The following is a 20,785-nucleotide window of genomic DNA, read 5'->3' as shown; positions in this document are numbered from 1 at the left end:
TCAGCAGGGTGTCAACGCGCCGTGATTTTCCAGGCGCGGTGGATCTTGGTGTTGCGGGCAAAATCCGGATCGATGGTCTGCGCGCTGATTTCCTCGACCGCGTAACGCTCGGCCAGGTTCTCCTCCAACTGGAACTTGCGGAAGTTGTTGGAGAAATACAGCACACCCCCCGGCGCCAGACGCGCCATCGCCAGGTCGATCAACTGCACCTGATCACGCTGCACGTCGAAGATGCCTTCCATGCGCTTGGAGTTGGAGAAGGTCGGCGGGTCGATGAAGATCAGGTCGTACTCGTCGCGGCTGCTTTCCAGCCACGCCATCACATCGCCCTGCTCCAGACGGTTCTTGTCGGAGAAGCCGTTCAACGACAGGTTGCGGCGCGCCCAGTCGAGGTAGGTTTTCGACAGGTCGACGCTGGTGGTGCTGCGCGCGCCGCCCTTGGCAGCGTGCACGCTGGCGGTCGCGGTGTAGCAGAACAGATTGAGGAAGCGTTTGCCGGCGGCCTCTTTCTGAATGCGCATGCGCATCGGGCGGTGGTCGAGGAACAGCCCGGTGTCGAGGTAGTCGGTGAGGTTCACCAGCAGCTTGACGCCGCCTTCACTGACCTCATTGAACTTGCCCTGCGCGGCCTGACGCTCGTACTGCTTGGTGCCGCTCTGGCGCTCGCGGCGTTTGACCACCACGCGGCTCTTGTCGACGTTCAACGCCTGCGGGATCGCCGCGAGGGCGTCGAACATGCGCGCCGAGGCCTTTTCCGGGTCGATCGACTTCGGCGCGGCGTATTCCTGCACGTGCACCCAGTCGTGGTACAGGTCGATGGCCATGGCGTATTCCGGCATGTCGGCATCGTAGACGCGGTAGCAATCAATGCCTTCGCGCTTGACCCACTTGCTCATCGCCTTGAGGTTTTTCTGCAGGCGGTTGGCAAACATCTGCCCGCCTTCGCTCAGGCGCGGCTGTTCGATCACCGGCGCCGGGGCTGGCGTTGGCTTGATCGGGTTGCCGTTCTTGTTGAACTTGCGCTCTTGCGGCTCGTTCGGGGTCTGATCGTAAGCCGCTTGCTCACGCTCGGCCTGACGCTGTTCCGGTGTGCGCCGCTCGCCGGTGACGAACTGATCCGGCAGAACCTTGATCAACAGCAGCTTGCACGGCAGCGCGCCGTTCCAGAACGAATACTGTTTGTGGCTGCGGATGCCCATGCGCTTGCCCAGCTCCGGCGCACCGGTGAACACCGCCGCTTCCCAGTTCAGGCAGGCCTGACGCAGACGCTCACCGAGGTTCTGGTAGAGATAAAGCAGGCTGGCTTCGTCACCCAGGCGCTCGCCGTACGGCGGGTTGCAGATCACCAGACCTTTCTGGTTCTGGTCCGGGCGCGGCTCGAAGGTCGCGACTTCGCCCTGATAGATCTTGATCCACTCGCTCAGGCCGGCACGCTCGACGTTGTTGCGGCCTGGTTGAATCAGGCGCGGGTCGGCTTCGTAACCGCGAATCCACAGCGGTGGCTTGGCCAGACCGGCAGCGGCACGCTCGACGGCTTCTTCATGGAGTTTTTTCCACAGCGCCGGGACGTGCCCCAGCCACGCGGTGAAGCCCCACTGCTCGCGACGCAGGTTCGGCGCCATGTCGGCGGCGATCATGCCGGCTTCGACCAGGAACGTACCGACACCGCACATCGGGTCAGCCAGCGCGCCGCCTTCGGCCGCAATGCGCGGCCAGCCGGAGCGGATCAGGATCGCCGCTGCGAGGTTTTCCTTCAGCGGTGCAGCGCCCTGCTGCAGGCGGTAACCGCGCTGATGCAGGCTGTGGCCGGAGAGATCGAGGGACAGGATCGCTTCGCCGCGATCCAGGCGCAGGTGAATGCGCAGGTCCGGGTTGAGCTTGTCGATGGACGGACGGTCGCCCTGCGGGGTGCGCAGTTTGTCGACGATGGCGTCCTTGACCTTCAAGGCGCCGAAATGGGTGTTGTCAATGCCCGAGCCGTGACCGCTGAATTCAACAGCCAGCGTGCCGTCGCTGAGCATGTGGTCCTGCCACTCGACATCCAGCACGCCGTGGTACAGGTCTTCGGCGTCCTTCATCGGGAAACGCTTGAGCACCAGCAGCACGCGGTTGGCCAGACGCGACCAGAGGCACAGGCGATAAGCGGTTTCCATGGTCGCCATGCCACGCACGGCGGAGGTGTGCTCGCGGGCGTCTTCAAGGCCAAGCCCGACGGCTTCCTCGATGAGCAGGCCTTCAAGGCCTTTGGGGCAAGTGAGGAAGAGTTCGAAACGATCGGACATGGTATTTCCAGAGCCTTTGGCTAGTGAACCGGCAACGCATTGCCGATCCGGTTTTCAATCAGGCGCTTTTCTAAAAGAGCGCCCGCGTGGCACGAAGGTGTGCCGTTCCATCCCCGCTGCTCGGGTTAAAGGAGCTTAGATGCCGGGACAGATAAAAAAGTTGATGAAACAAAAAGTCGTAAAGCGACCCTTCGTCGCTTATTAACCGAGCGTAAACGTGGGTCATTCTCACTAAAGGATTAACCCCATCATCCAGCGCGGGCCCGATCATACCGGGGTTTGCTGAAAAAACATTCATGAAACCCGTCGTTACTTATGGCTGTAGCACTATTTTCGTTACGTCCTTATGACAAAACGATCATTCCCTCTGTGTGACTCATTGGTTAGAACTGACCACAGGTTGACGTCGCAACGGCGTCAACACCTTGGCTCGCCACGCCGGCAGCGAGCCGCACCACGGCAGAGTTTTTCTGCCAGACCTCGGTTGAGGTCAACGCGACACAAACAGTCAACAAGTGAGGGAAACACCCTATGAGAAGACTTAAGCGTGATCCGTTGGAAAGAGCATTTTTGCGCGGATATCAATATGGCGTTGGTGGCAAATCCCGCGAGCTTTGCCCATTTACTCTACCGTCGGTACGTCAAGCCTGGATCAACGGCTGGCGAGAAGGACGCGGCGACAACTGGGACGGTATGACCGGCACTGCGGGGATCCACAGACTCAACGAACTTCACGCCGTCGGCTGACACAGGGCACTTATTGCAACACGACAATCTGAATTTCTAGCGACTTACCATGCACGTCCTTCCCGGACGGCGGGCTGCGGCCCAGGGGCTCCTTCGAGGAGCCCTTTTTATTGCCTGCCAGACTGACGCACATCTCATGTAGGAGCTGCCGCAGGCTGCGATCTTTTGATCCTGTTTTTTAATTCAAAATCAAGATCAAAAGATCGCAGCCTGCGGCAGCTCCTACATTGACCGGGTCGGTCTTGGGTTACTTACGAAGGGCGGCGATCGCGTCGACCGATTCACGAATCAGCGCCGGACCTTTGTAGATGAACCCGGAGTAAATCTGCACCAGGCTCGCACCGGCGGTGATCTTCTCGGCCGCGTGCTTGCCCTCGGTGATGCCGCCAGCCGCAATGATCGGCAACCGACCACCCAGCTCTGCCGCCAGCACCTTGACGGTGTGGGTGCTCTTGTCGCGTACCGGGGCGCCGGACAGACCGCCCGCCTCGTCACCATGCTCCATGCCTTCGACGCCAACACGGCTCAGGGTGGTGTTGGTGGCGATCACCGCGTCCATCCCGGTTTCGATCAACGCCTGAGCAACCTGCGCGGTTTCTTCGTCGGTCATGTCCGGGGCGATCTTGATCGCCAGCGGCACGTGCTTGCCGTGACGCAGGGCCAGTTCGGCGCGGCGCGTCGCCAGGTCCGCCAGCAACTGCTTGAGCGAATCACCGAACTGCAGGCTACGCAGGCCCGGGGTGTTCGGCGAGCTGACGTTGACCGTCACATAGCTGGCGTGGGCATATACCTTGTCCAGGCAGATCAGGTAGTCATCCACTGCACGCTCGACCGGGGTATCGAAATTCTTGCCGATGTTGATCCCCAGCACGCCCTTGTACTTGGCCGCCGCAACCCGCGCCAGCAAGTTATCGACACCGAGGTTGTTGAAGCCCATGCGGTTAATGATCGCTTCGGCTTCCGGCAGGCGGAAGATCCGGGGTTTCGGGTTGCCCGGCTGCGGACGCGGAGTCACGGTGCCGATTTCGACAAAACCGAAACCCAGTTGCGAAAAGCCGTCGATGGCCGCGCCGTTCTTGTCCAGACCGGCCGCGAGCCCCACCGGGTTCGGGAAGTCCAGCCCCATGACCGTCACCGGCACGTTCGCCGGTTTCTTGCACAGCATGCCATTGAGGCCCAAACGCCCACCCGCGCCGATCAGATCCAGCGACAGATCGTGGGAGGTTTCCGGGGAAAGTTTGAACAACAGCTGACGGGCCAGGGTGTACATGGGCGGCGATGACTCGGGCGGCGAAAAGAGGCGGCGATTATAGCCGGGCAACGCCCCGCCGCGCGAGGCGCACGGGTAAATCCGTGCGCATGGCATATGCCTTGCACCTTCCTCGGCATCAGCCCGCAGGCCAATGGTGGCGTGCAGGCAAGGACAATGGCGTCGTCTCTCGGTTTTGCGCGGGCAAAGCCTGGGACGACGTTTTTTTTAAGGGTGGCTTTCATGACTCAAACCTCCGCCGGGCCGCTGGCCTGGGTCAACGGCAGCGATGCTCCGGAAAAGAGCGTGATCAACCTGGGCTTCATGGCCCTGAGCGACTGCGCCTCGCTGGTGGTCGCGGCCACTCAGGGCTTCGCCCAGCCTTATGGGCTGACCCTGAACCTCAAGCGCCAGAGTTCCTGGGCCAACCTGCGGGACAATCTGGTCAGCGGCGAACTCGATGCCGCCCACAGCCTCTACGGCCTGATCTACGCGGTGCACCTGGGGATTGGCGGTGTCGCGCCGACCAACATGGCAGTGCTGATGGGCCTGAACCAGAACGGTCAGAGCCTGAACCTGTCCCACGGTTTGCAGGGCCTGGGCGTGACCGGTCCTGAAGCGCTGCACCACCATGTGCACCAAACCCGCGCAAAACTGACTTTCGCCCAGACCTTCCCGACCGGCACCCATGCCATGTGGCTGTATTACTGGCTGGCGAGCCAGGGCATTCATCCGTTGCAGGATGTCGACAGCGTGGTGGTGCCGCCGCCGCAAATGGTCGCGCACTTGCAGGCCGGACGCATTGATGGCCTCTGCGTCGGCGAGCCGTGGGCGGCTAGCGCCGTGCAGCAGGATCTCGGTTTCACGCTGGCCACCAGCCAGACCATCTGGCCCGATCACCCGGAAAAAGTCCTCGGCTGTACCCGCGCCTTCGTCGAGCAGAATCCCAACACCGCCCGGGCGCTGGTGATGGCGATCCTCGAAGCCAGCCGTTTCATCGAAGAAAGCCCGGAAAACCGCCGCAGCACCGCGCAGTTGCTGAGCGCTGCGGAATACCTCGACGCCCCGGTGTCCTGCATCGAGCCGCGCTTTCTCGGCGACTACGACGATGGCCTGGGCAATCGCTGGCAGGACCCACACGCCTTGCGCTTTCACGGCGATGGGGCGGTGAATCTGCCGTATCTGTCGGACGGCATGTGGTTCATGACCCAGTTCCGCCGTTGGGGTTTGCTGCGCGATGACCCGGATTACCTCGCCGTCGCCCGTCAGGTACAACAACTGGAGATCTATCGCGACGCGGCGACTGCTGTAGGCGTCGCGGCCTGGGGCAAGGACATGCGCAGCAGCCAGTTGATCGACGGCAAAATCTGGGACGGCAGCGACCCGGCCGCCTACGCCCGGAGCTTCAAGCTCCACGCGCTGAACGACAGCGCACCCCTTCTCGCCCACCGCTGACAGGAGACCGCGAACATGCTGCGCATTCTGCTGATCAACGACACCGCGAAAAAAGTCGGACGCCTGAAAGCTGCTTTGACCGAGGCCGGTTTCGAGGTGATCGACGAGTCGGGCCTGACCATTGACCTGCCGGCGCGCGTCGAAACGGTGCGCCCGGACGTGATCCTGATCGATACCGAGTCACCGAGCCGCGATGTGATGGAGCAAGTGGTGCTGGTCAGCCACGACCAGCCACGGCCGATCGTGATGTTCACCGACGAACATGACCCCGGCGTGATGCGTCAGGCGATCAAGTCCGGGGTCAGTGCCTATATCGTCGAGGGCATACACGCACAACGCTTGCAGCCGATTCTCGACGTGGCCATGGCCCGCTTTGAGAGCGATCAGGCCTTGCGCGCTCAGCTTCAGGCCCGCGATCAGCAACTGGCCGAGCGCAAACGCATCGAATTGGCTAAGGGCCTGCTGATGAAAATGAAGGACTGCAATGAAGAAGAGGCCTACACCCTGATGCGCCGCCAGGCCATGAGCCGCCAGCAGAAACTGATTCAGGTGGCGGAACAGATCATTGCCATGAGCGAGTTGCTTGGCTGAAGCCTTGCGCTGCTGTTGATTTTGACTTGGCACAAATCTCGCTAAGCAATCCCTACAGGTAACCAACGGCGGTTGCCCCACCTACGACAAAGACGTCGCTCACCTTCTTCGCCCCTTTCGGCGATCCGGGTAGCGGCGTTTTTGCGTTTTGGCCCCACTGCCCGGGGCCGGTGGTGCGGCCGTGGCGGCGCCCCACTGTGCTGGTTCTGACTCCTTCTCGAGATTCTCTACAGCTGAGGTGCGCGATGAATAAAAGCTTCTGGAAATCCGGCCACACCCCGACCCTGTTCGCAGCCTTCCTGTATTTCGACCTGAGCTTCATGGTCTGGTACCTGCTCGGCCCGCTGGCGGTGCAGATTGCCGCCGACCTGCACCTGACCACCCAACAGCGTGGCCTCGTGGTGGCCACGCCGATTCTGGCCGGCGCGGTATTGCGCTTTGCGATGGGCATGCTCGCCGATCGCCTGTCGCCGAAAACCGCCGGCCTGATCGGTCAGGTGATCGTGATCTGTGCGCTGTTCGGTGCCTGGAAACTCGGCATCCACAGTTACGAACAGGCCCTGCTGCTCGGCCTGTTCCTCGGCATGGCCGGCGCCTCGTTCGCCGTGGCCCTGCCCCTGGCCTCGCAGTGGTATCCGCCGGAGCATCAGGGCAAGGCGATGGGCATCGCTGGAGCCGGCAATTCCGGGACTGTGTTCGCGGCGCTGATCGCTCCGGTGCTGGCGGCGGCGTTTGGCTGGAGCAATGTGTTCGGTTTCGCCCTGATCCCGCTGATCCTGACCCTGGTGCTGTTCGCCTGGCTGGCGAAAAACGCGCCGGAGCGGCCGAAAGCCAAATCCATGGCCGACTACTTCAAGGCCCTGGGCGATCGCGACAGCTGGTGGTTCATGTTTTTCTACAGCGTCACCTTCGGCGGCTTCATCGGCCTGGCCAGCGCCCTGCCCGGCTACTTCAACGATCAATACGGCCTGAGCCCGGTGACCGCCGGTTATTACACCGCTGCCTGCGTGTTCGGTGGCAGCCTGATGCGTCCACTGGGTGGCGCGCTGGCTGACCGTTTCGGTGGTATTCGCACGCTGCTGGCGATGTATACGGTGGCCGCAGTTTGTATCGCAGCGGTCGGCTTCAACCTGCCGAGCTCCTACGCGGCACTGGTGCTTTTCGTCTGCACCATGCTCGGTCTCGGAGCGGGCAATGGCGCGGTGTTCCAACTGGTGCCGCAACGTTTCCGTCGCGAAATCGGCGTGATGACCGGGCTGATCGGCATGGCCGGCGGCATCGGCGGGTTTGCCCTGGCGGCGGGCATGGGCGCGATCAAACAGAGCACCGGCAGCTATCAACTGGCGCTGTGGCTGTTCGCCAGCCTTGGCGTGTTGGCGTGGTTCGGTCTGCACGGGGTCAAACGTCGCTGGAGAACCACCTGGGGTTCGGCGGCCGTGACCGCTGCCCGGGTCTGAGGCCCGAATGGCCCTGCAACTGAGCTTTGCCGAAGCCAGCGTCACCGGCCCCCGCGCGGAAAATCAGGACGCCTTGCGCCTGGTGACCCCGGCCCCGGCGCTGGCGGCCAGCAAAGGGTTTCTGTTCGCCATCGCCGACGGCGTCAGCCAGTGCGCCGATGGCGGGCTGGCCGCGCGTTCGACCTTGCAGGCGCTGGCGCTGGACTACTACGCCACACCGGAAACCTGGAGCGTGGCCCAGGCCCTCGATCGTCTGTTGCTCGCACAAAACCGCTGGTTGCAGGCCAACGGTGGCGGCCAGCCGCTGCTCACCACGGTCAGCGCGCTGGTCCTGCGCGGCCGGCGGTTTACCCTGGCGCACGTCGGTGATTGCCGGGTCTATCGCTGGCATGCCGAGACCTTGCAACGGATCAGCGAAGATCACGTCTGGGATCGACCCGGTATGCAGCATGTGCTCAAGCGCGCACTGGGACTGGATCAGCATCTGGTGCTGGACTTTCTCGATGGCGAATTGCGTGACGGCGAATGTTTCGTGCTACTCAGCGATGGCGTGTGGGCGGCGCTCGGCGATACCGCCATCGCCGGAATCCTGCGCGATCAACCGGACCTGCACAGTGCCGCGCAAACGCTTGTCAACGCCGCGCATCTGGCCGGCAGTCAGGACAACGCCAGCGCGCTGTTGGTGCGAGTGGATGCCGTCGGCGAGGCTAGCCTTGGCGATGCACTGATTCATTTGCAGCAGTGGCCGCTGCCCCCGCCGCTGAAAGCGGGTCAGGTCTTTGAAGGCTGGCAGGTTCAAGAGGTTAAAAGTCGCAGCCAGCAATCGTTGCTGTATCGCGTGCTCGATGGTCAGGGCCAGGCCTGGCTGTTGAAGACTTTGCCTGCACAACTGGCAGACGATGCCCAGGCTGGTCAGGCCTTGCTGGCGGAGGAATGGTTTCTCAAACGCGTCGCAGGGCGGCACTTTCCCGAAGTTCATAGCGCCGGCCAGCGTCAGCATTTGTACTACGTGATGCGTGAATATTCAGGGACAACCCTGGCGCAGCTGTTCGAACAAAACGGCCCGCTGCCACTGGCTCAGTGGCAGGATCTGGCCGAACGCCTATCGCGGGCCGTCGGCCTGTTGCATCGACGGCAGATCCTGCACCGCGACATCAAACCGGAAAACCTGCACCTAGGGGACGACGGCGAGTTGCGTCTGCTGGATTTCGGTCTGGCGTATTGCCCCGGTCTGTCGCAGGACGCACCGTCAGCCCTGCCCGGAACCCCGAGCTTCATCGCGCCGGAGGCCTTTCAAAGTGCAGCACCCAGCGCACAACAGGATCTGTATGCGGTGGGCGTGACCTTGTATTTTTTGCTCACCGGGCATTTTCCCTACGGCGAGATCGAAGCCTTCCAACGCCCGCGTTTCGGGGTGCCGGTGAGTGCCGGACGCTATCGCCCGGATCTGCCGGAGTGGCTGGCGCAGTGTCTGGAGCGCGGTGTGGCGACCGATCCTTTGCAACGCTATGAAACCGCCGAGGAATGGTTGCTGATTCTGGAGCAAGGTGAGCGCCGCAGCCTGAGTGTGCGCCATCGTCCCTTGCTGGAACGTGAGCCGCTGAAGGTCTGGCGGACACTGGCGTTACTGGCACTGCTGGGCAATCTGGTGCTGCTGTTTCTGTTGTTTCATGGCTGATGCGGCGCTCCATTAACGAGCGTGCTGCTTCCGTTCAGTGCAAAAACCACAATGAACATCTGGCCAATTCCAGCATTACCCCAGTGAATTGGCGGCTCATCACGACTTGGCACAACCACTGCATTAACGTTTGCAGCTGACATAAAGCCCGACCTTCAACGACGAAGGCCAGGCTTCCCGAGAGAACGGGACAAGGACAAAGGCGTCCTCGCTAGGTAACTGGCGGGACGCCTTTTTTGTTTGCGCCATTTTTGTCGAGCAAGGCCTGACTGCCCACAAGAGGCAAGCCCGATGCTCCCGGAGAACCTGATGAAAAAACTCAAACTGGTGATGATCGGCAATGGCATGGCCGGGGTTCGCACCCTGGAAGAACTGCTCAAGCTGAGCAACGAGCTGTACGACATCACGGTCTTCGGCGCCGAACCGCACACCAACTACAACCGCATCCTGCTGTCGCCGGTGCTGGCCGGCGAACAGACCTTCGAAGAGATTGTGCTCAACGACCTCGACTGGTATCTGGAAAACAACATCAAACTGCTGCTCAACCGCAAAGTGGTGGAGATCGACCGGGTTAAACGCCGGGTGATCGCCGAGGATGGCACCGAGGCCGAATACGATCGCCTGCTGATCGCCACCGGCTCGACCCCGTTCATCCTGCCGATCCCCGGCAACACCTTGCAGGGCGTGATCGGCTACCGGGACATTGCCGACACCCAGGCGATGATCGACACCGCCAAAACCCACAAGCACGCCGTGGTGATCGGCGGCGGCCTGCTCGGCCTCGAAGCGGCCAACGGCCTGATGCTGCGCGGCATGCACGTCACCGTGGTGCACCTCGGTGAGTGGCTGCTGGAGCGGCAACTGGACAAGACCAGTGGCCAGCTCCTGCAAACCGCCCTCGAATCCCGTGGCCTGCACTTTCGCCTGTGCGAACAGACCCAGGCCCTGCACGACGCCGGCAACGGTCGCGTGGGCTCGGTGCAGTTCAAGAATGGCGACATCATTCCTGCCGATCTGGTGGTCATGGCCGCCGGCATTCGCCCCAACACCGAACTCGCGGAAAAGGCCGGCATTCCGTGCAATCGCGGGATTCTGGTCAACGACACCCTGCAAACCTACGACCCGCGCATCTATGCCATCGGCGAGTGCGCCAGCCACCGTGGCATCGCCTACGGCCTGGTGGCGCCGTTGTTCGAACAGGCCAAGGTCTGCGCCAACCACCTGGCCCAATTGGGTTTCGCCCGTTATCAGGGCTCGGTGACGTCGACCAAATTGAAAGTCACCGGCATCGACCTGTTTTCCGCTGGCGACTTCATGGGCGGCGAAGGCACCGAGACCATCACCCTCTCCGACCCGATCGGCGGGGTGTACAAAAAACTGGTGATCAAGGATGACGTGCTGGTCGGCGCTTGTCTGTACGGCGATACGGCAGATGGCGGTTGGTATTTCCGGCAGATTCGTGAGAATCACGCCATCGGCGAGATCCGCGATCACCTCATGTTCGGAGAAAACGCACTTGGCGATGTAGGACATCAGGGCCAAGACAAGGCTATGAGCATGGCCGACAACGCCGAAGTCTGCGGCTGCAACGGCGTGTGCAAGGGCACCATCGTCAAGGCGATTCAGGAACACGGCCTGTTCAGCGTCGACGAAGTGAAGAAACACACTAAGGCCGCTAGCTCCTGCGGCTCCTGCGCCGGGCTGGTCGAGCAGATCCTGATCAACACCGTCGGCGGTGCGGCGGACGTCAAACCGAAAAGCGAAAAAGCCATCTGCGGTTGCAGCGACCTCAACCATGGCCAGATCCGCCAGGCGATTCGCGAACAGCATCTGCTGACCATCGCCGGCACCATGAGCTACCTCAACTGGCGCACCCCCAACGGCTGCGCTACCTGCCGCCCGGCCCTCAACTACTACCTAATTTCCACTTGGCCCGGCGAGGCCAAGGACGATCCGCAGTCGCGCCTGATCAACGAGCGGGCCCACGCCAACATCCAGAAGGACGGCACCTATTCGGTGGTGCCACGGATGTGGGGCGGCGTGACCAACCCGTCGGAACTGCGGCGGATCGCCGACGTGGCGGACAAATATCAGGTGCCGATGGTCAAGGTCACCGGCGGCCAGCGCATCGACTTGCTGGGGATCAAAAAACAGGACTTGCCCGGTGTGTGGAAGGACCTCGACATGCCGTCCGGCCACGCCTACGGCAAATCGATCCGCACCGTGAAAACCTGCGTCGGCAGCGAGTTCTGCCGCTTCGGCACGCAGAATTCGACCCAATTGGGCATCGACCTCGAACACGATCTGTTCAACATGTGGTCGCCGCACAAAGTGAAGCTGGCGGTCTCCGGATGCCCACGCAACTGTTCGGAAGCGGGGATCAAGGACGTAGGAATCATCGGCGTCGATTCCGGCTGGGAGATGTACATCGGTGGCAACGGCGGGATCAAGACCGAAGTCGCCGAGTTCTTCGTCAAGCTCAAGACCGCCGAGGAAGTGCGCGAATACAACGGCGCGTTCCTGCAGCTGTACCGCGAAGAAGCGTTCTACCTCGAGCGCACCGTGCACTATCTGCAACGGGTCGGCATGGAGCACATCAAGAAAGCCGTGCTGGAAGATCCCGAGCGTCGCAAGGCCCTGAACGAGCGCCTGCAGTTCTCCCTGTCGTTCGAACAGGATCCGTGGAAAGAGCGCCTCGCCCAGCCGCAACTGAAAAAAGAATTCGACGTGATCCCCGTGAGAAACCTGGAGGTGCCGGCATGAACTGGCTCGATATCTGTGCCCTGGAAGAGATCAACGCCCTCGGTTCGCGGATCATCGCCGGGCCCAAAGGTGACATCGCGATCTTTCGCACAAGCGACGACGAAGTTTTCGCACTCGATGACCGCTGCCCGCACAAGGGCGGACCGCTGTCCCAAGGCCTGATCTACGGCAAGCGCGTGGCCTGCCCGTTGCACAACTGGCAGATCGACCTGCAGTCCGGCGAAGCCCAGGCCCCGGATATCGGCTGCGCGCACCATCATCAGGCCCGGGTCGAAAACGGCCGCGTGCAACTGGCCCTGCGGGACGCCGTCTGATGAACCGCCAGACGACCGCCTCGACCTGCTGTTATTGCGGAGTCGGCTGCGGCGTGCTGATCGAGCATGACGGCGAGCGCATTCTCGGCGTCAGCGGCGATCCGGCGCATCCGGCCAACTTCGGCAAACTGTGCAGCAAAGGCTCGACCCTGCACCTGACCGGTGATTTGGCAGCACGGGCGTTGTACCCGGAATTGCGCCTGGGCAAAGGCTTGGCGCGCAGTCGTTGCGACTGGGACACCGCGCTGGATCACGCCACCAACGTGTTCACTGACACCATCGCCGAACACGGCCCGGACAGCGTGGCGTTCTACATCTCCGGGCAGTTGCTGACCGAGGATTACTACGCCTTCAACAAACTGGCGCGGGCGCTGGTCGGCACCAATAACATCGACAGCAATTCGCGGTTGTGCATGTCTTCGGCGGTGGTCGGCTACAAGCGCAGCCTCGGCGCCGACGCACCGCCGTGCAGCTACGAAGACCTGGAGTTGAGCGATTGCGTGGTGATCGTCGGCAGTAACATGGCCTACGCCCACCCGGTACTTTTTCGCCGCCTCGAAGAAGCCAAATCCCACCGCCCGCAGATGAAAGTCGTCGTTATTGATCCACGGCGCACCGACACCTGCGATCTGGCGGACCTGCATCTGGCGATTCTGCCGGGCACCGATGTCGCGTTGTTCCATGGAATTTTGCATCTGCTGTTGTGGGAAGACTGGATCGACCGCGACTTCATCCAGGCTCACACCGATGGTCTCGCCGAGCTGAAAAGCCTGGTGCGCGACTACACGCCGGCGATGGTGTCGCAACTGTGCGGGATCAGTGTCGAGCAGTTGCAGCAATGCGCCGAATGGATCGGCACCGCGCCGAGTTTTCTGTCGCTGTGGTGCATGGGCCTGAACCAATCCACCGCTGGTAGCGCGAAGAACAGCGCGCTGATCAATCTGCACTTGGCCACCGGGCAAATCGGCCGTCCGGGTGCAGGACCTTTCTCCCTGACCGGTCAGCCGAATGCCATGGGCGGACGGGAAACCGGCAGCCTTTCCAACTTGTTGCCAGGTCACCGTGAAGTCGCCAATCCGGAGCACCGCGCCGAAGTAGCGGCGTATTGGGGTGTGGATAAGCTGCCGGAGAATACCGGTCTCAGCGCCATCGAACTGTTTGAACAGGTGCGCAGCGGCAAGATCAAGGCGTTGTGGATTGCCTGCACCAACCCCGCACAATCGATGCCGGATCAGAACGCCGTGCGCGCCGCGCTGGAGACTTGTCCGTTCGTGGTGTTGCAGGAGGCGTTTCGCACCACCGAAACCGCAGCGTTTGCCGATCTGCTGTTGCCGGCGGCCAGTTGGGGCGAGAAGGAAGGTTCGGTGACCAACTCCGAACGGCGGATTTCCCACGTCCGCCAGGCCATTGCCGCACCGGGTGAGGCACGACCGGACTGGGCGATCACCGTAGATTTCGCACAACGCCTGGAGAAGCGTCTGCGCCCGCAGCAGCCGGGGCTGTTTGCGTTCGAACAACCGGCGCAGCTTTTTGACGAGTACAAACAACTGACCCGAGGACGCGATCTGGATTTGTCCGGGGTCAGCCATGGGTTGATTGATGAGCTGGGACCACAGCAATGGCCCTTCCCCGCTGGCGCTCGCCAAGGCACAGCCCGACTGTATGGCGACGGGATCTTTCCTACAGCGAACGGGCGCGCGCAGTTCGTTGCCGATCCCTATCGCGCCGCCAAGGAACAACGCGACGCACGTTTTCCCCTGACCCTGATCACCGGCCGCCTGCGTGATCAATGGCACGGCATGAGCCGCACCGGCACGGCGGCGCAGTTATTCGGTCATGTCAGCGAAGCCGTGTTGAGCCTGCATCCGGACGAATTGCGCCGTCACCGCTTGCAGCCGGGGGATCTGGTGAATCTGAAAAGTCGTCGGGGCGCGGTGATTGTGGCGGTCGCCAGCGATGACAGCGTGCGTCCGGGCCAGGCGTTCCTGCCGATGCACTGGGGTGATCGTTTCCTCAAGGGCGGTGTGAACAGCCTGACCCTGCCCGCCTTCGATCCTTTGTCGAAACAGCCGGAACTCAAGCATAGCGGTGTGCGGCTGGAGCCGGTGAATTTGCCATGGCAACTGTTCGCACTGATCGAGGGCGATGTTCAACGGCATTTCGAGGCGCTTCGACCGCTCTGTGAGGCGTTTTCCTACGCAAGTCTCAGCCTTGTCGGACGTGAACGGCCTGCGCTGCTGATACGCGCAGCCAGCGCAGTGGCACCAGAACCGCAATTACTGCGTGAAATCGACCAGTGCCTGGCCCTGATCGACGGGCCGGTGCTGGCTTATGACGATCCTCGCCGCGCCATCGGTAAACGGGTGCGCATCGAAAACGGGCGAATCACCGCGATCCGCCTGGCCGGCGAAACCCTCGCTCAGCACTGGTTGCAAGGCCTGTGGCTGGAGGGTCGTGCCGACGAACAACTGCGGCGCTGGCTGCTGGCACCGATGAGTGCACCGCCGGGCAATGCCAGCGCGCAGGTTGTGGCGGACAAAACCTTGTGCAACTGCAAGAACGTCAGCCACAGCGCGGTCTGCGCCGGTATCCGTGAAGGTCTGGATCTGCAGGGTTTGAAAAACAAGTTGGGGTGCGGCACGCAATGCGGTTCCTGCGTCCCGGAAATCAAGCGTTTGCTGACCGCCGAAGTGCGTCCGGTCGCCGTCATCTGAAGAGGAAAACACCATGAACGCGAAAGTCTGGCTGGTGGGCGCGGGCCCCGGTGATCCTGAATTGCTGACGCTCAAAGCGGCGCGTGCCTTGCGCGAGGCCGAGGTGGTGCTGATCGACGATCTGGTCAATGAGGCGGTACTTGAGCACTGCCCTGCTGCGCGGATTATCGCGGTCGGCAAACGCGGCGGCTGCCGCTCGACGCCCCAGGCGTTCATCCATCGGCTGATGCTGCGTTATGCCCGTCAGGGCAAATGCGTAGTGCGGCTCAAGGGCGGCGATCCGTGCATTTTCGGGCGTGGGGGTGAGGAAGCTCAGTGGTTGCGCGAGCGCGGGGTCGAGGTGGAGCTAGTCAATGGCATCACCGCCGGACTGGCCGGCGCGACCCAGTGTGATATTCCGCTGACTTTGCGCGGCGTGGCCCGGGGCGTGACGCTGGTCACGGCCCACACACAGGACGACAGCCAGTTGAACTGGCGGGCGCTAGCGCAAGGCGGGACGACGCTGGTGATTTACATGGGGGTGGCGAAGCTCGGTGAGATTCGCGAGCAACTGCTGGCGGGCGGCATGGCGGCGGATACGCCGGTGGCGATGATCGAGAACGCCTCGTTGCCGGAGCAGCGCGAATGCCGCAGCAATCTGACAGCGATGGAAGACGATGCCCTTGGTTTCCAGCTCAAGAGCCCTGCGATTCTGGTCATAGGCGCCGTCGCAGCGGCTGCAACCCAAGTCGATTCGATTCACTGGCCAGCCAACCGATTGGCCTGACAATCCCGGTTTCACCAAATCGCAGGCAAAGAAAAGCCCGGCCTGAGCCGGGCTTTTCTCAAAGCGGCGAGCTAATTACTTAGCTTGAGCTTCAACCTGCGCTTCTACGCGACGGTTAACAGCGCGACCAGCTTCAGTTTTGTTGTCAGCAACTGGGCGGGATTCGCCGTAGCCGATCGACTGAACGCGGGACGACTCAACACCGTACTGCTGGGTCAGAACTTGCTTAACGGCGTTTGCACGACGCTCAGACAGTTTCTGGTTGTAAGCGTCAGGACCGACGGAGTCAGTGTGACCTTCAACAGTGGTGTGAGTGGCTGGGTACTGCTTCATGAAGTCAGCCAGGTTCTTGATGTCAGCGTAGCTGTTTGGCTTGACGACCGACTTGTCGAAGTCGAACTTCACGTCCAGCTCTACACGAACAACTTCAGCAACTGCTGGGCAGCCATCAGCGTCAACAGTTACGTTGGCTGGGGTGTCCGGGCACTTGTCAACGTTGTCGCAAACGCCATCGTTGTCGCTGTCGGAGCAGACTTCAGCTGGTGCTGGAACTGGAGCAGCAGCTGGCTTGCCGCCGCCACCGAAGTTCACACCCAGACCAACCGATGGAGCGTAGTCCCAACGGCCGTTGTCCAGTTTGTAGTCAGCTTCTACGCCAGCACGGGCGAAGAAGTTTTCGGCGAAGTAGTACTTAACGCCAGCGCCAGCAGTCAGGAAAGTCGACTGGTCGCGACCGGTGTGGCCGTCAGCAGCTACGTTGGTCAGGTTGCCGTGCTTAACGCCACCTTCAACGTATGGACGCAGAGCGTCGCCAGCGTTGTTGAAGTGGTATTGAGCGGTCAGACCGAAGTTGTCACCGCGCAGTTTTTGGCTACCGGTACCGTCGTTCGAACGGGTGTGGTTGTTACGATCCCAGCCGAAGTTGACGGAGACGTCGTCGGTCAGGAAGTAACCGATTTTGGCGCCTGGGTTGAAGCCGTCTTCGACATGATCAATGCTGTCGTTGTACTGCTTCTTGTAGTTGATCTCGCCTTCAACTGCGCCTTGGCCTTGTGCCAGTGCGCCGAACGAAGTAGCGGCAATAAGAGAACCAATGGCCAAGCCCAAGGTGTTTTTCAGTTTCATCCGTTAAATCCCCATCTGGTGATTGTGAAGCAGTCCCGCAAACCGGGGGACAACTCGGCGGCAAGTCTATCAGAACTTGCCTACACGTAAGAGATATTTGCGCTGAACTAAGTTTCAGCAATGCCTGCAAATTTCTCACGTAATTTGTCTAGAGCACGTTTGTACCGCATTTTTGTCGCACTCAAACCCATGTGCATGATGTCTGCGATCTCCTGAAACTCAAGTTCTGCGACAAATCGTAGCACCAGAATTTCACGGTCAATCGGGTTCACATACACCAGCCAGCGATCAAGTCCGCCCTTTTCCTCGGGTTTCGGCGCCTTTTCTTCCGACGCTTCTTCCAGGGGGTCCAGACTCAAAGCGTCCATCAAGCGACGCTTTCGCCGTTCCTTCCGATACTGCGTGATGCATTCGTTGTAAGTGATGCTGTACAGCCAGGTCTTGAACTTCGATTTCCCCTCGAAGTTCTTCAGGCCGTACAGCACCTTCAGCATCACTTCCTGACAGACATCGTCTGCGTCGCGATCGTTCCCAAGATATCTCGCACAAACGTTAAATAATGTTCGCTGGTACCGGCGCATCAGCTCTTCATAGGCGCGCGTTACGTGAAACAGCTCGGTATGCGAGCGCGCGACCAGCTCCTCATCAGAGAGCTCACGGGGGTCATAGCGCGTGGATAGCGTTTGGGCTTTATTCAAAACAAGTCGTGCCGACAGTCAGGTCAATGTCCGCCGCTACCCTCTCAGGGCATTTCGCGGCGGCATACATTAGCAGGGTTTGCCGGGTTAGCGGCTACTCACATGCTGTTCCAGCAGGATCCGATTGGAGAGTGAGACTAGCTCACCGTCATCGGTCAGCAATGTGGTTTTAACCGTGCCGATTTCCTCGATCTGGCCTTCGACCTCACCAACACGCACTTGTTGCCCAACCTGATACAACTCACGCACATAGATTCCCGCAAGAATCTGACCGGCAATTTCCCGGCTTCCCAACCCCATTGCCAGCGCAACCGCCAGACCAACGGTAATCAATACAATGACAATCACATGGTTCAGCAGGTCAGTCTTGACCTCAAGCTGGCTGATCGCGACCGAGATGCTGATGATGATCACCAGCCCCTGGGCAATGCGACCCAAACCCGAAGCGTAGTCCAGTCCTACGCCTTCCGCCGCCCCGCGCACCAGGCCGTTGGCCAGTTGTGCGAGCAAAACACCGACCAGCAGCACCAGCGCGGCACCGAAAACTTTCGGCAAATACAGCGCCAGCATGTCCAGCGTAGCTGAAACTCGCTCAAGTCCAAGCGACTCTGCTGCAGAAACCAGGAAAATCAGCAGAACGAACCAATAGACGATCTTGCCGATCAGAGTCGAAATCGGCACTTGCAGCCCGGCCCGCGACATCAACTTGGTCAGCCCGGTGCCGCCCATCAGGCGATCGAGGCCCAGCTTGGCGAGCAACTTGGAGAGCAAGGTATCGAGCAGCTTGGCCACCACGAAGCCCAACAGCAGCACGACCAGTGCGCCGAACAGGTTCGGGATGAAATTGGCGACTTTGGTCCACAACGCAGTCATTGCAGTGACGAGGCTCTGAGTCCAGAGATCAAGTTCCATATTCAATCAGCCTTATCAGCAGTGCGTGCAGTAGTTTTACGAAGACGGGAAACCGGCGAGACGTGTGCCGATCCGTTATTCAGGGCGATCATCAGCGCGGGCAGCCAGCGGCCCAGCAGGCTGAACAGATCACCGGCGCCGACCTGGCGGTTGGCGGTTTTGAGTACGCGACCCAAGCAAGCGTCGTCGTCGCGGCTGGACGGCGAGGCGTTGAGCATGTCGCGCAGAGACTGTTCAAACGGATCGTGCATACGCACCTCTCGTGATGTCTGTGAAAGACGCGGGCAGATTTGGTCGGGTCACATGTTGCATTTTCATACCCAGCGCAAACGGCGGAATAACCACCACTGACCGAAGGCCATCGCCAGCACGGTCAGGCAGGCAATCAGGAAACCATAAGGGCTGCTCGAGAACGGAATTCCGCCGACGTTGATACCCAGCAGACCGGTGAGAAAACTCATCGGCAGGAAGATGCAGGTGATGATGCCGAAGCGGTACATCGTGCGATTCATGCGCACGTTCAAACGCCGGTCTTCGGCCTCCAGCACAAGCCCCATGCGCTCTCGGGTCAATTCGAGCTCTTCGAGATAGCGGGTCAGGCTGTTGTTCAATTCGTTCCAGTAGTCGGCGTCATCGTCGACAAACCACGGCAGTTTTATCCGCGTCAGTTGTCCGAAAATATCCCGCTGCGGTGCCAGAAAACGCTTCAGTCCGGCCGCCCGGCGACGGATGTGCAAAATCGAGCCATGCTCGGGGGTATACCGTTCGTCGGCATCCAGTTTTTCTTCCTCTTCATCGACCAGTTCCGACAGGCACGTGACCAGATCCTGCACCTTGTGGGTGAGCAATTGCGCCAGATAGAGGATCAATTCCGAGGAAGTTTTCGGGCCTTGGCCCTCACTCAACAGCGCCAACAGTTCATCGGTGGCGCGCAGCGGACGCAAACGCAACGAGATGACGCGCTGGGCGGAGGCGAAAATCCGCACCGAGACCATGTCTTCCGGCTCGGCACCTGGATTGAGGTTGACCCCGCGCAGAAACAGCAGGAGCTCGGCATCCGGCAATGGCAACAGGCGCGGCCGGGTATTTTCTTCGAGCAGCAGGTCGCAGGCGAATTCATTCAGGCCGCTGGATTTGCGCAGCCAGGTCTGGGTTTGCGGGTGACTGCGATCCCAGTGCAGCCACAGGCTCTCATGCGCCTGCAGCTGCAGATCGTCGAGCTCAGTCCGGGCTATCGAACGCGCACCGCCTTTACCGTCCAGTACCAGGGCGTGCACCAGCCCCCACTGCGCGTTTTCTTCCTCGAACATCCGCATCCCTTTATCGAAAACTTATTCAGGCATCTGCAGCGGACTTGGCGAAACGATCACGCCGTTGTTGTCCGCATAAATGTAGTGGCCCGGGTGGAACGTCACACCGGCGAAAGTCACTGGCACGTTGAGGTCGCCGATGCCGCGCTTTTCGGTCTTCATCGGATGGCTGGCCAGCGCCTGCACGCCGAGATCGGTCTGGGCAATGACGTCGACATCACGGATGCAACCGTAGATGACCATCCCTTCCCAGCCGTTTTTCGCGGCTTTCTCGGCGATCATGTCGCCCAGCAGCGCGCGACGCAGCGAACCGCCGCCATCGACCACCAGCACCTTGCCGTTGCCCTTGAGCTCGGCCTGTTCCTTGACCAGCGAGTTGTCTTCGAAGCATTTGACGGTCACGATTTCGCCGCCGAAGGAATCACGGCCGCCGAAATTGCTGAACATCGGTTCCAGCACCTGCACCAGCTCCGGATAGGCGTCGCACAGGTCAGGCGTGAGGTAATGGTTCATCGAAAAACTCCTGTAACAAGGAAGACGATCAAGGATGTCGCACTCTTTTGTAACGAGTCCCGGCGGTCGCTGTTTACCTTAGTTCATGCAATGGTCGCTGAACGAACCTGAACAAACGCTGAAACGTAATAGCTAAACAGCCACCAAATATGACCAGAATTGCACAATGCGTCATATCTTAGCCGCAAGCCGATCCGAACGAAATGCCCTT

The 20,785-nt window shown here is 60.8% G+C and carries 17 protein-coding genes; 9 read left to right on the top strand and 8 right to left on the bottom strand.

The genetic code is table 11. From position 1 onward, the window contains the following. Nucleotides 1-11: 11 nt before the first annotated feature. Nucleotides 12-2,282, bottom strand: coding sequence for a bifunctional 23S rRNA (guanine(2069)-N(7))-methyltransferase RlmK/23S rRNA (guanine(2445)-N(2))-methyltransferase RlmL (rlmKL, locus tag HBN98_RS13395; protein WP_083366484.1), 2,271 nt, complete (start codon nt 2,280-2,282; stop codon nt 12-14). 531 nt (nt 2,283-2,813) lie between these two features. Between rlmKL and rmf the strand changes: the two genes are divergently transcribed. Further along, nucleotides 2,814-3,029: a ribosome modulation factor gene (rmf, locus tag HBN98_RS13390; RefSeq protein ID WP_003223300.1), complete on the top strand. Its 216-nt coding sequence runs from the start codon at nt 2,814-2,816 to the stop codon at nt 3,027-3,029. Nucleotides 3,030-3,276: 247 nt separating this feature from the next. Here rmf and HBN98_RS13385 read toward each other — a convergent pair whose 3' ends face one another. Continuing rightward, nucleotides 3,277-4,299 (bottom strand): quinone-dependent dihydroorotate dehydrogenase, encoded by a 1,023-nt coding sequence (locus HBN98_RS13385; RefSeq protein ID WP_083366485.1) that lies wholly within the window; start codon nt 4,297-4,299, stop codon nt 3,277-3,279. Between the two features lie 222 nt (nt 4,300-4,521). Between HBN98_RS13385 and HBN98_RS13380 the strand changes: the two genes are divergently transcribed. From HBN98_RS13380 to cobA, 8 genes are all read left to right on the top strand, one after another. Next, nucleotides 4,522-5,733 carry a CmpA/NrtA family ABC transporter substrate-binding protein gene (locus HBN98_RS13380; protein WP_064586766.1) on the top strand — a complete coding sequence of 404 codons (1,212 nt, stop codon included), beginning with the start codon at nt 4,522-4,524 and terminating at the stop codon, nt 5,731-5,733. 15 nt (nt 5,734-5,748) lie between these two features. Further along, nucleotides 5,749-6,324: an ANTAR domain-containing response regulator gene (locus HBN98_RS13375; protein WP_083366486.1), complete on the top strand. Its 576-nt coding sequence runs from the start codon at nt 5,749-5,751 to the stop codon at nt 6,322-6,324. Nucleotides 6,325-6,569: 245 nt separating this feature from the next. After that, nucleotides 6,570-7,781, top strand: a complete 1,212-nt coding sequence (locus HBN98_RS13370) for a nitrate/nitrite transporter (RefSeq protein WP_083366487.1) — start codon at nt 6,570-6,572, stop codon at nt 7,779-7,781. Nucleotides 7,782-7,788: 7 nt separating this feature from the next. Further along, entirely contained in the window at nt 7,789-9,459 is a 1,671-nt protein-coding gene (locus tag HBN98_RS13365) for a bifunctional protein-serine/threonine kinase/phosphatase (protein ID WP_083366488.1), read from the top strand. A 309-nt stretch (nt 9,460-9,768) separates the two neighbouring features. Continuing rightward, the gene (gene nirB / locus HBN98_RS13360; protein ID WP_064589971.1) at nt 9,769-12,222 is read left to right on the top strand and encodes a nitrite reductase large subunit NirB; all 2,454 of its coding nucleotides are present in this window, start codon (nt 9,769-9,771) and stop codon (nt 12,220-12,222) included. Continuing rightward, a complete protein-coding gene (gene nirD, locus HBN98_RS13355; RefSeq protein WP_083366489.1) occupies nt 12,219-12,536 on the top strand; it encodes a nitrite reductase small subunit NirD in 318 nt (105 codons plus the stop codon). Before nirB ends, nirD begins: the two co-directional genes overlap by 4 nt. After that, nucleotides 12,536-15,250, top strand: a complete 2,715-nt coding sequence (locus HBN98_RS13350; protein ID WP_083366490.1) for a nitrate reductase — start codon at nt 12,536-12,538, stop codon at nt 15,248-15,250. The genes nirD and HBN98_RS13350 overlap by 1 nt, the downstream gene beginning before the upstream one ends. 13 nt (nt 15,251-15,263) lie before the next feature. Continuing rightward, nucleotides 15,264-16,016 (top strand): uroporphyrinogen-III C-methyltransferase, encoded by a 753-nt coding sequence (cobA, locus tag HBN98_RS13345; protein ID WP_064586762.1) that lies wholly within the window; start codon nt 15,264-15,266, stop codon nt 16,014-16,016. A 75-nt stretch (nt 16,017-16,091) separates the two neighbouring features. On the opposite strand, the gene HBN98_RS13340 is transcribed toward cobA, so the two are convergent. The 6 genes from HBN98_RS13340 to rraA form a co-directional block, all read right to left on the bottom strand. Further along, nucleotides 16,092-17,141, bottom strand: coding sequence for an OmpA family protein (locus tag HBN98_RS13340; protein WP_064586761.1), 1,050 nt, complete (start codon nt 17,139-17,141; stop codon nt 16,092-16,094). Between the two features lie 107 nt (nt 17,142-17,248). Continuing rightward, nucleotides 17,249-17,839 (bottom strand): RNA polymerase sigma factor SigX, encoded by a 591-nt coding sequence (gene sigX / locus HBN98_RS13335; RefSeq protein ID WP_011333251.1) that lies wholly within the window; start codon nt 17,837-17,839, stop codon nt 17,249-17,251. 87 nt (nt 17,840-17,926) lie between these two features. Further along, complete coding sequence (locus HBN98_RS13330) at nt 17,927-18,751, bottom strand: mechanosensitive ion channel family protein (RefSeq protein ID WP_003223294.1); 825 nt, start codon at nt 18,749-18,751, stop codon at nt 17,927-17,929. Between the two features lie 2 nt (nt 18,752-18,753). Then, a complete protein-coding gene (locus tag HBN98_RS13325; protein WP_003223293.1) occupies nt 18,754-19,002 on the bottom strand; it encodes a hypothetical protein in 249 nt (82 codons plus the stop codon). A gap of 63 nt (nt 19,003-19,065) precedes the next feature. Then, nucleotides 19,066-20,061 (bottom strand): zinc transporter ZntB, encoded by a 996-nt coding sequence (locus tag HBN98_RS13320; protein ID WP_083366491.1) that lies wholly within the window; start codon nt 20,059-20,061, stop codon nt 19,066-19,068. Nucleotides 20,062-20,082: 21 nt separating this feature from the next. Then, entirely contained in the window at nt 20,083-20,574 is a 492-nt protein-coding gene (gene rraA / locus HBN98_RS13315; RefSeq protein ID WP_083366492.1) for a ribonuclease E activity regulator RraA, read from the bottom strand. Between the last annotated feature and the right edge of the window lie 211 nt (nt 20,575-20,785).

Source organism: Pseudomonas koreensis (assembly GCF_012986595.1).
Classification (GTDB): domain Bacteria; phylum Pseudomonadota; class Gammaproteobacteria; order Pseudomonadales; family Pseudomonadaceae; genus Aquipseudomonas; species Aquipseudomonas koreensis.
The sequence above is the reverse complement of the archived record's forward strand: the minus strand, read 5'-3'. Positions and strand labels throughout refer to the sequence as shown.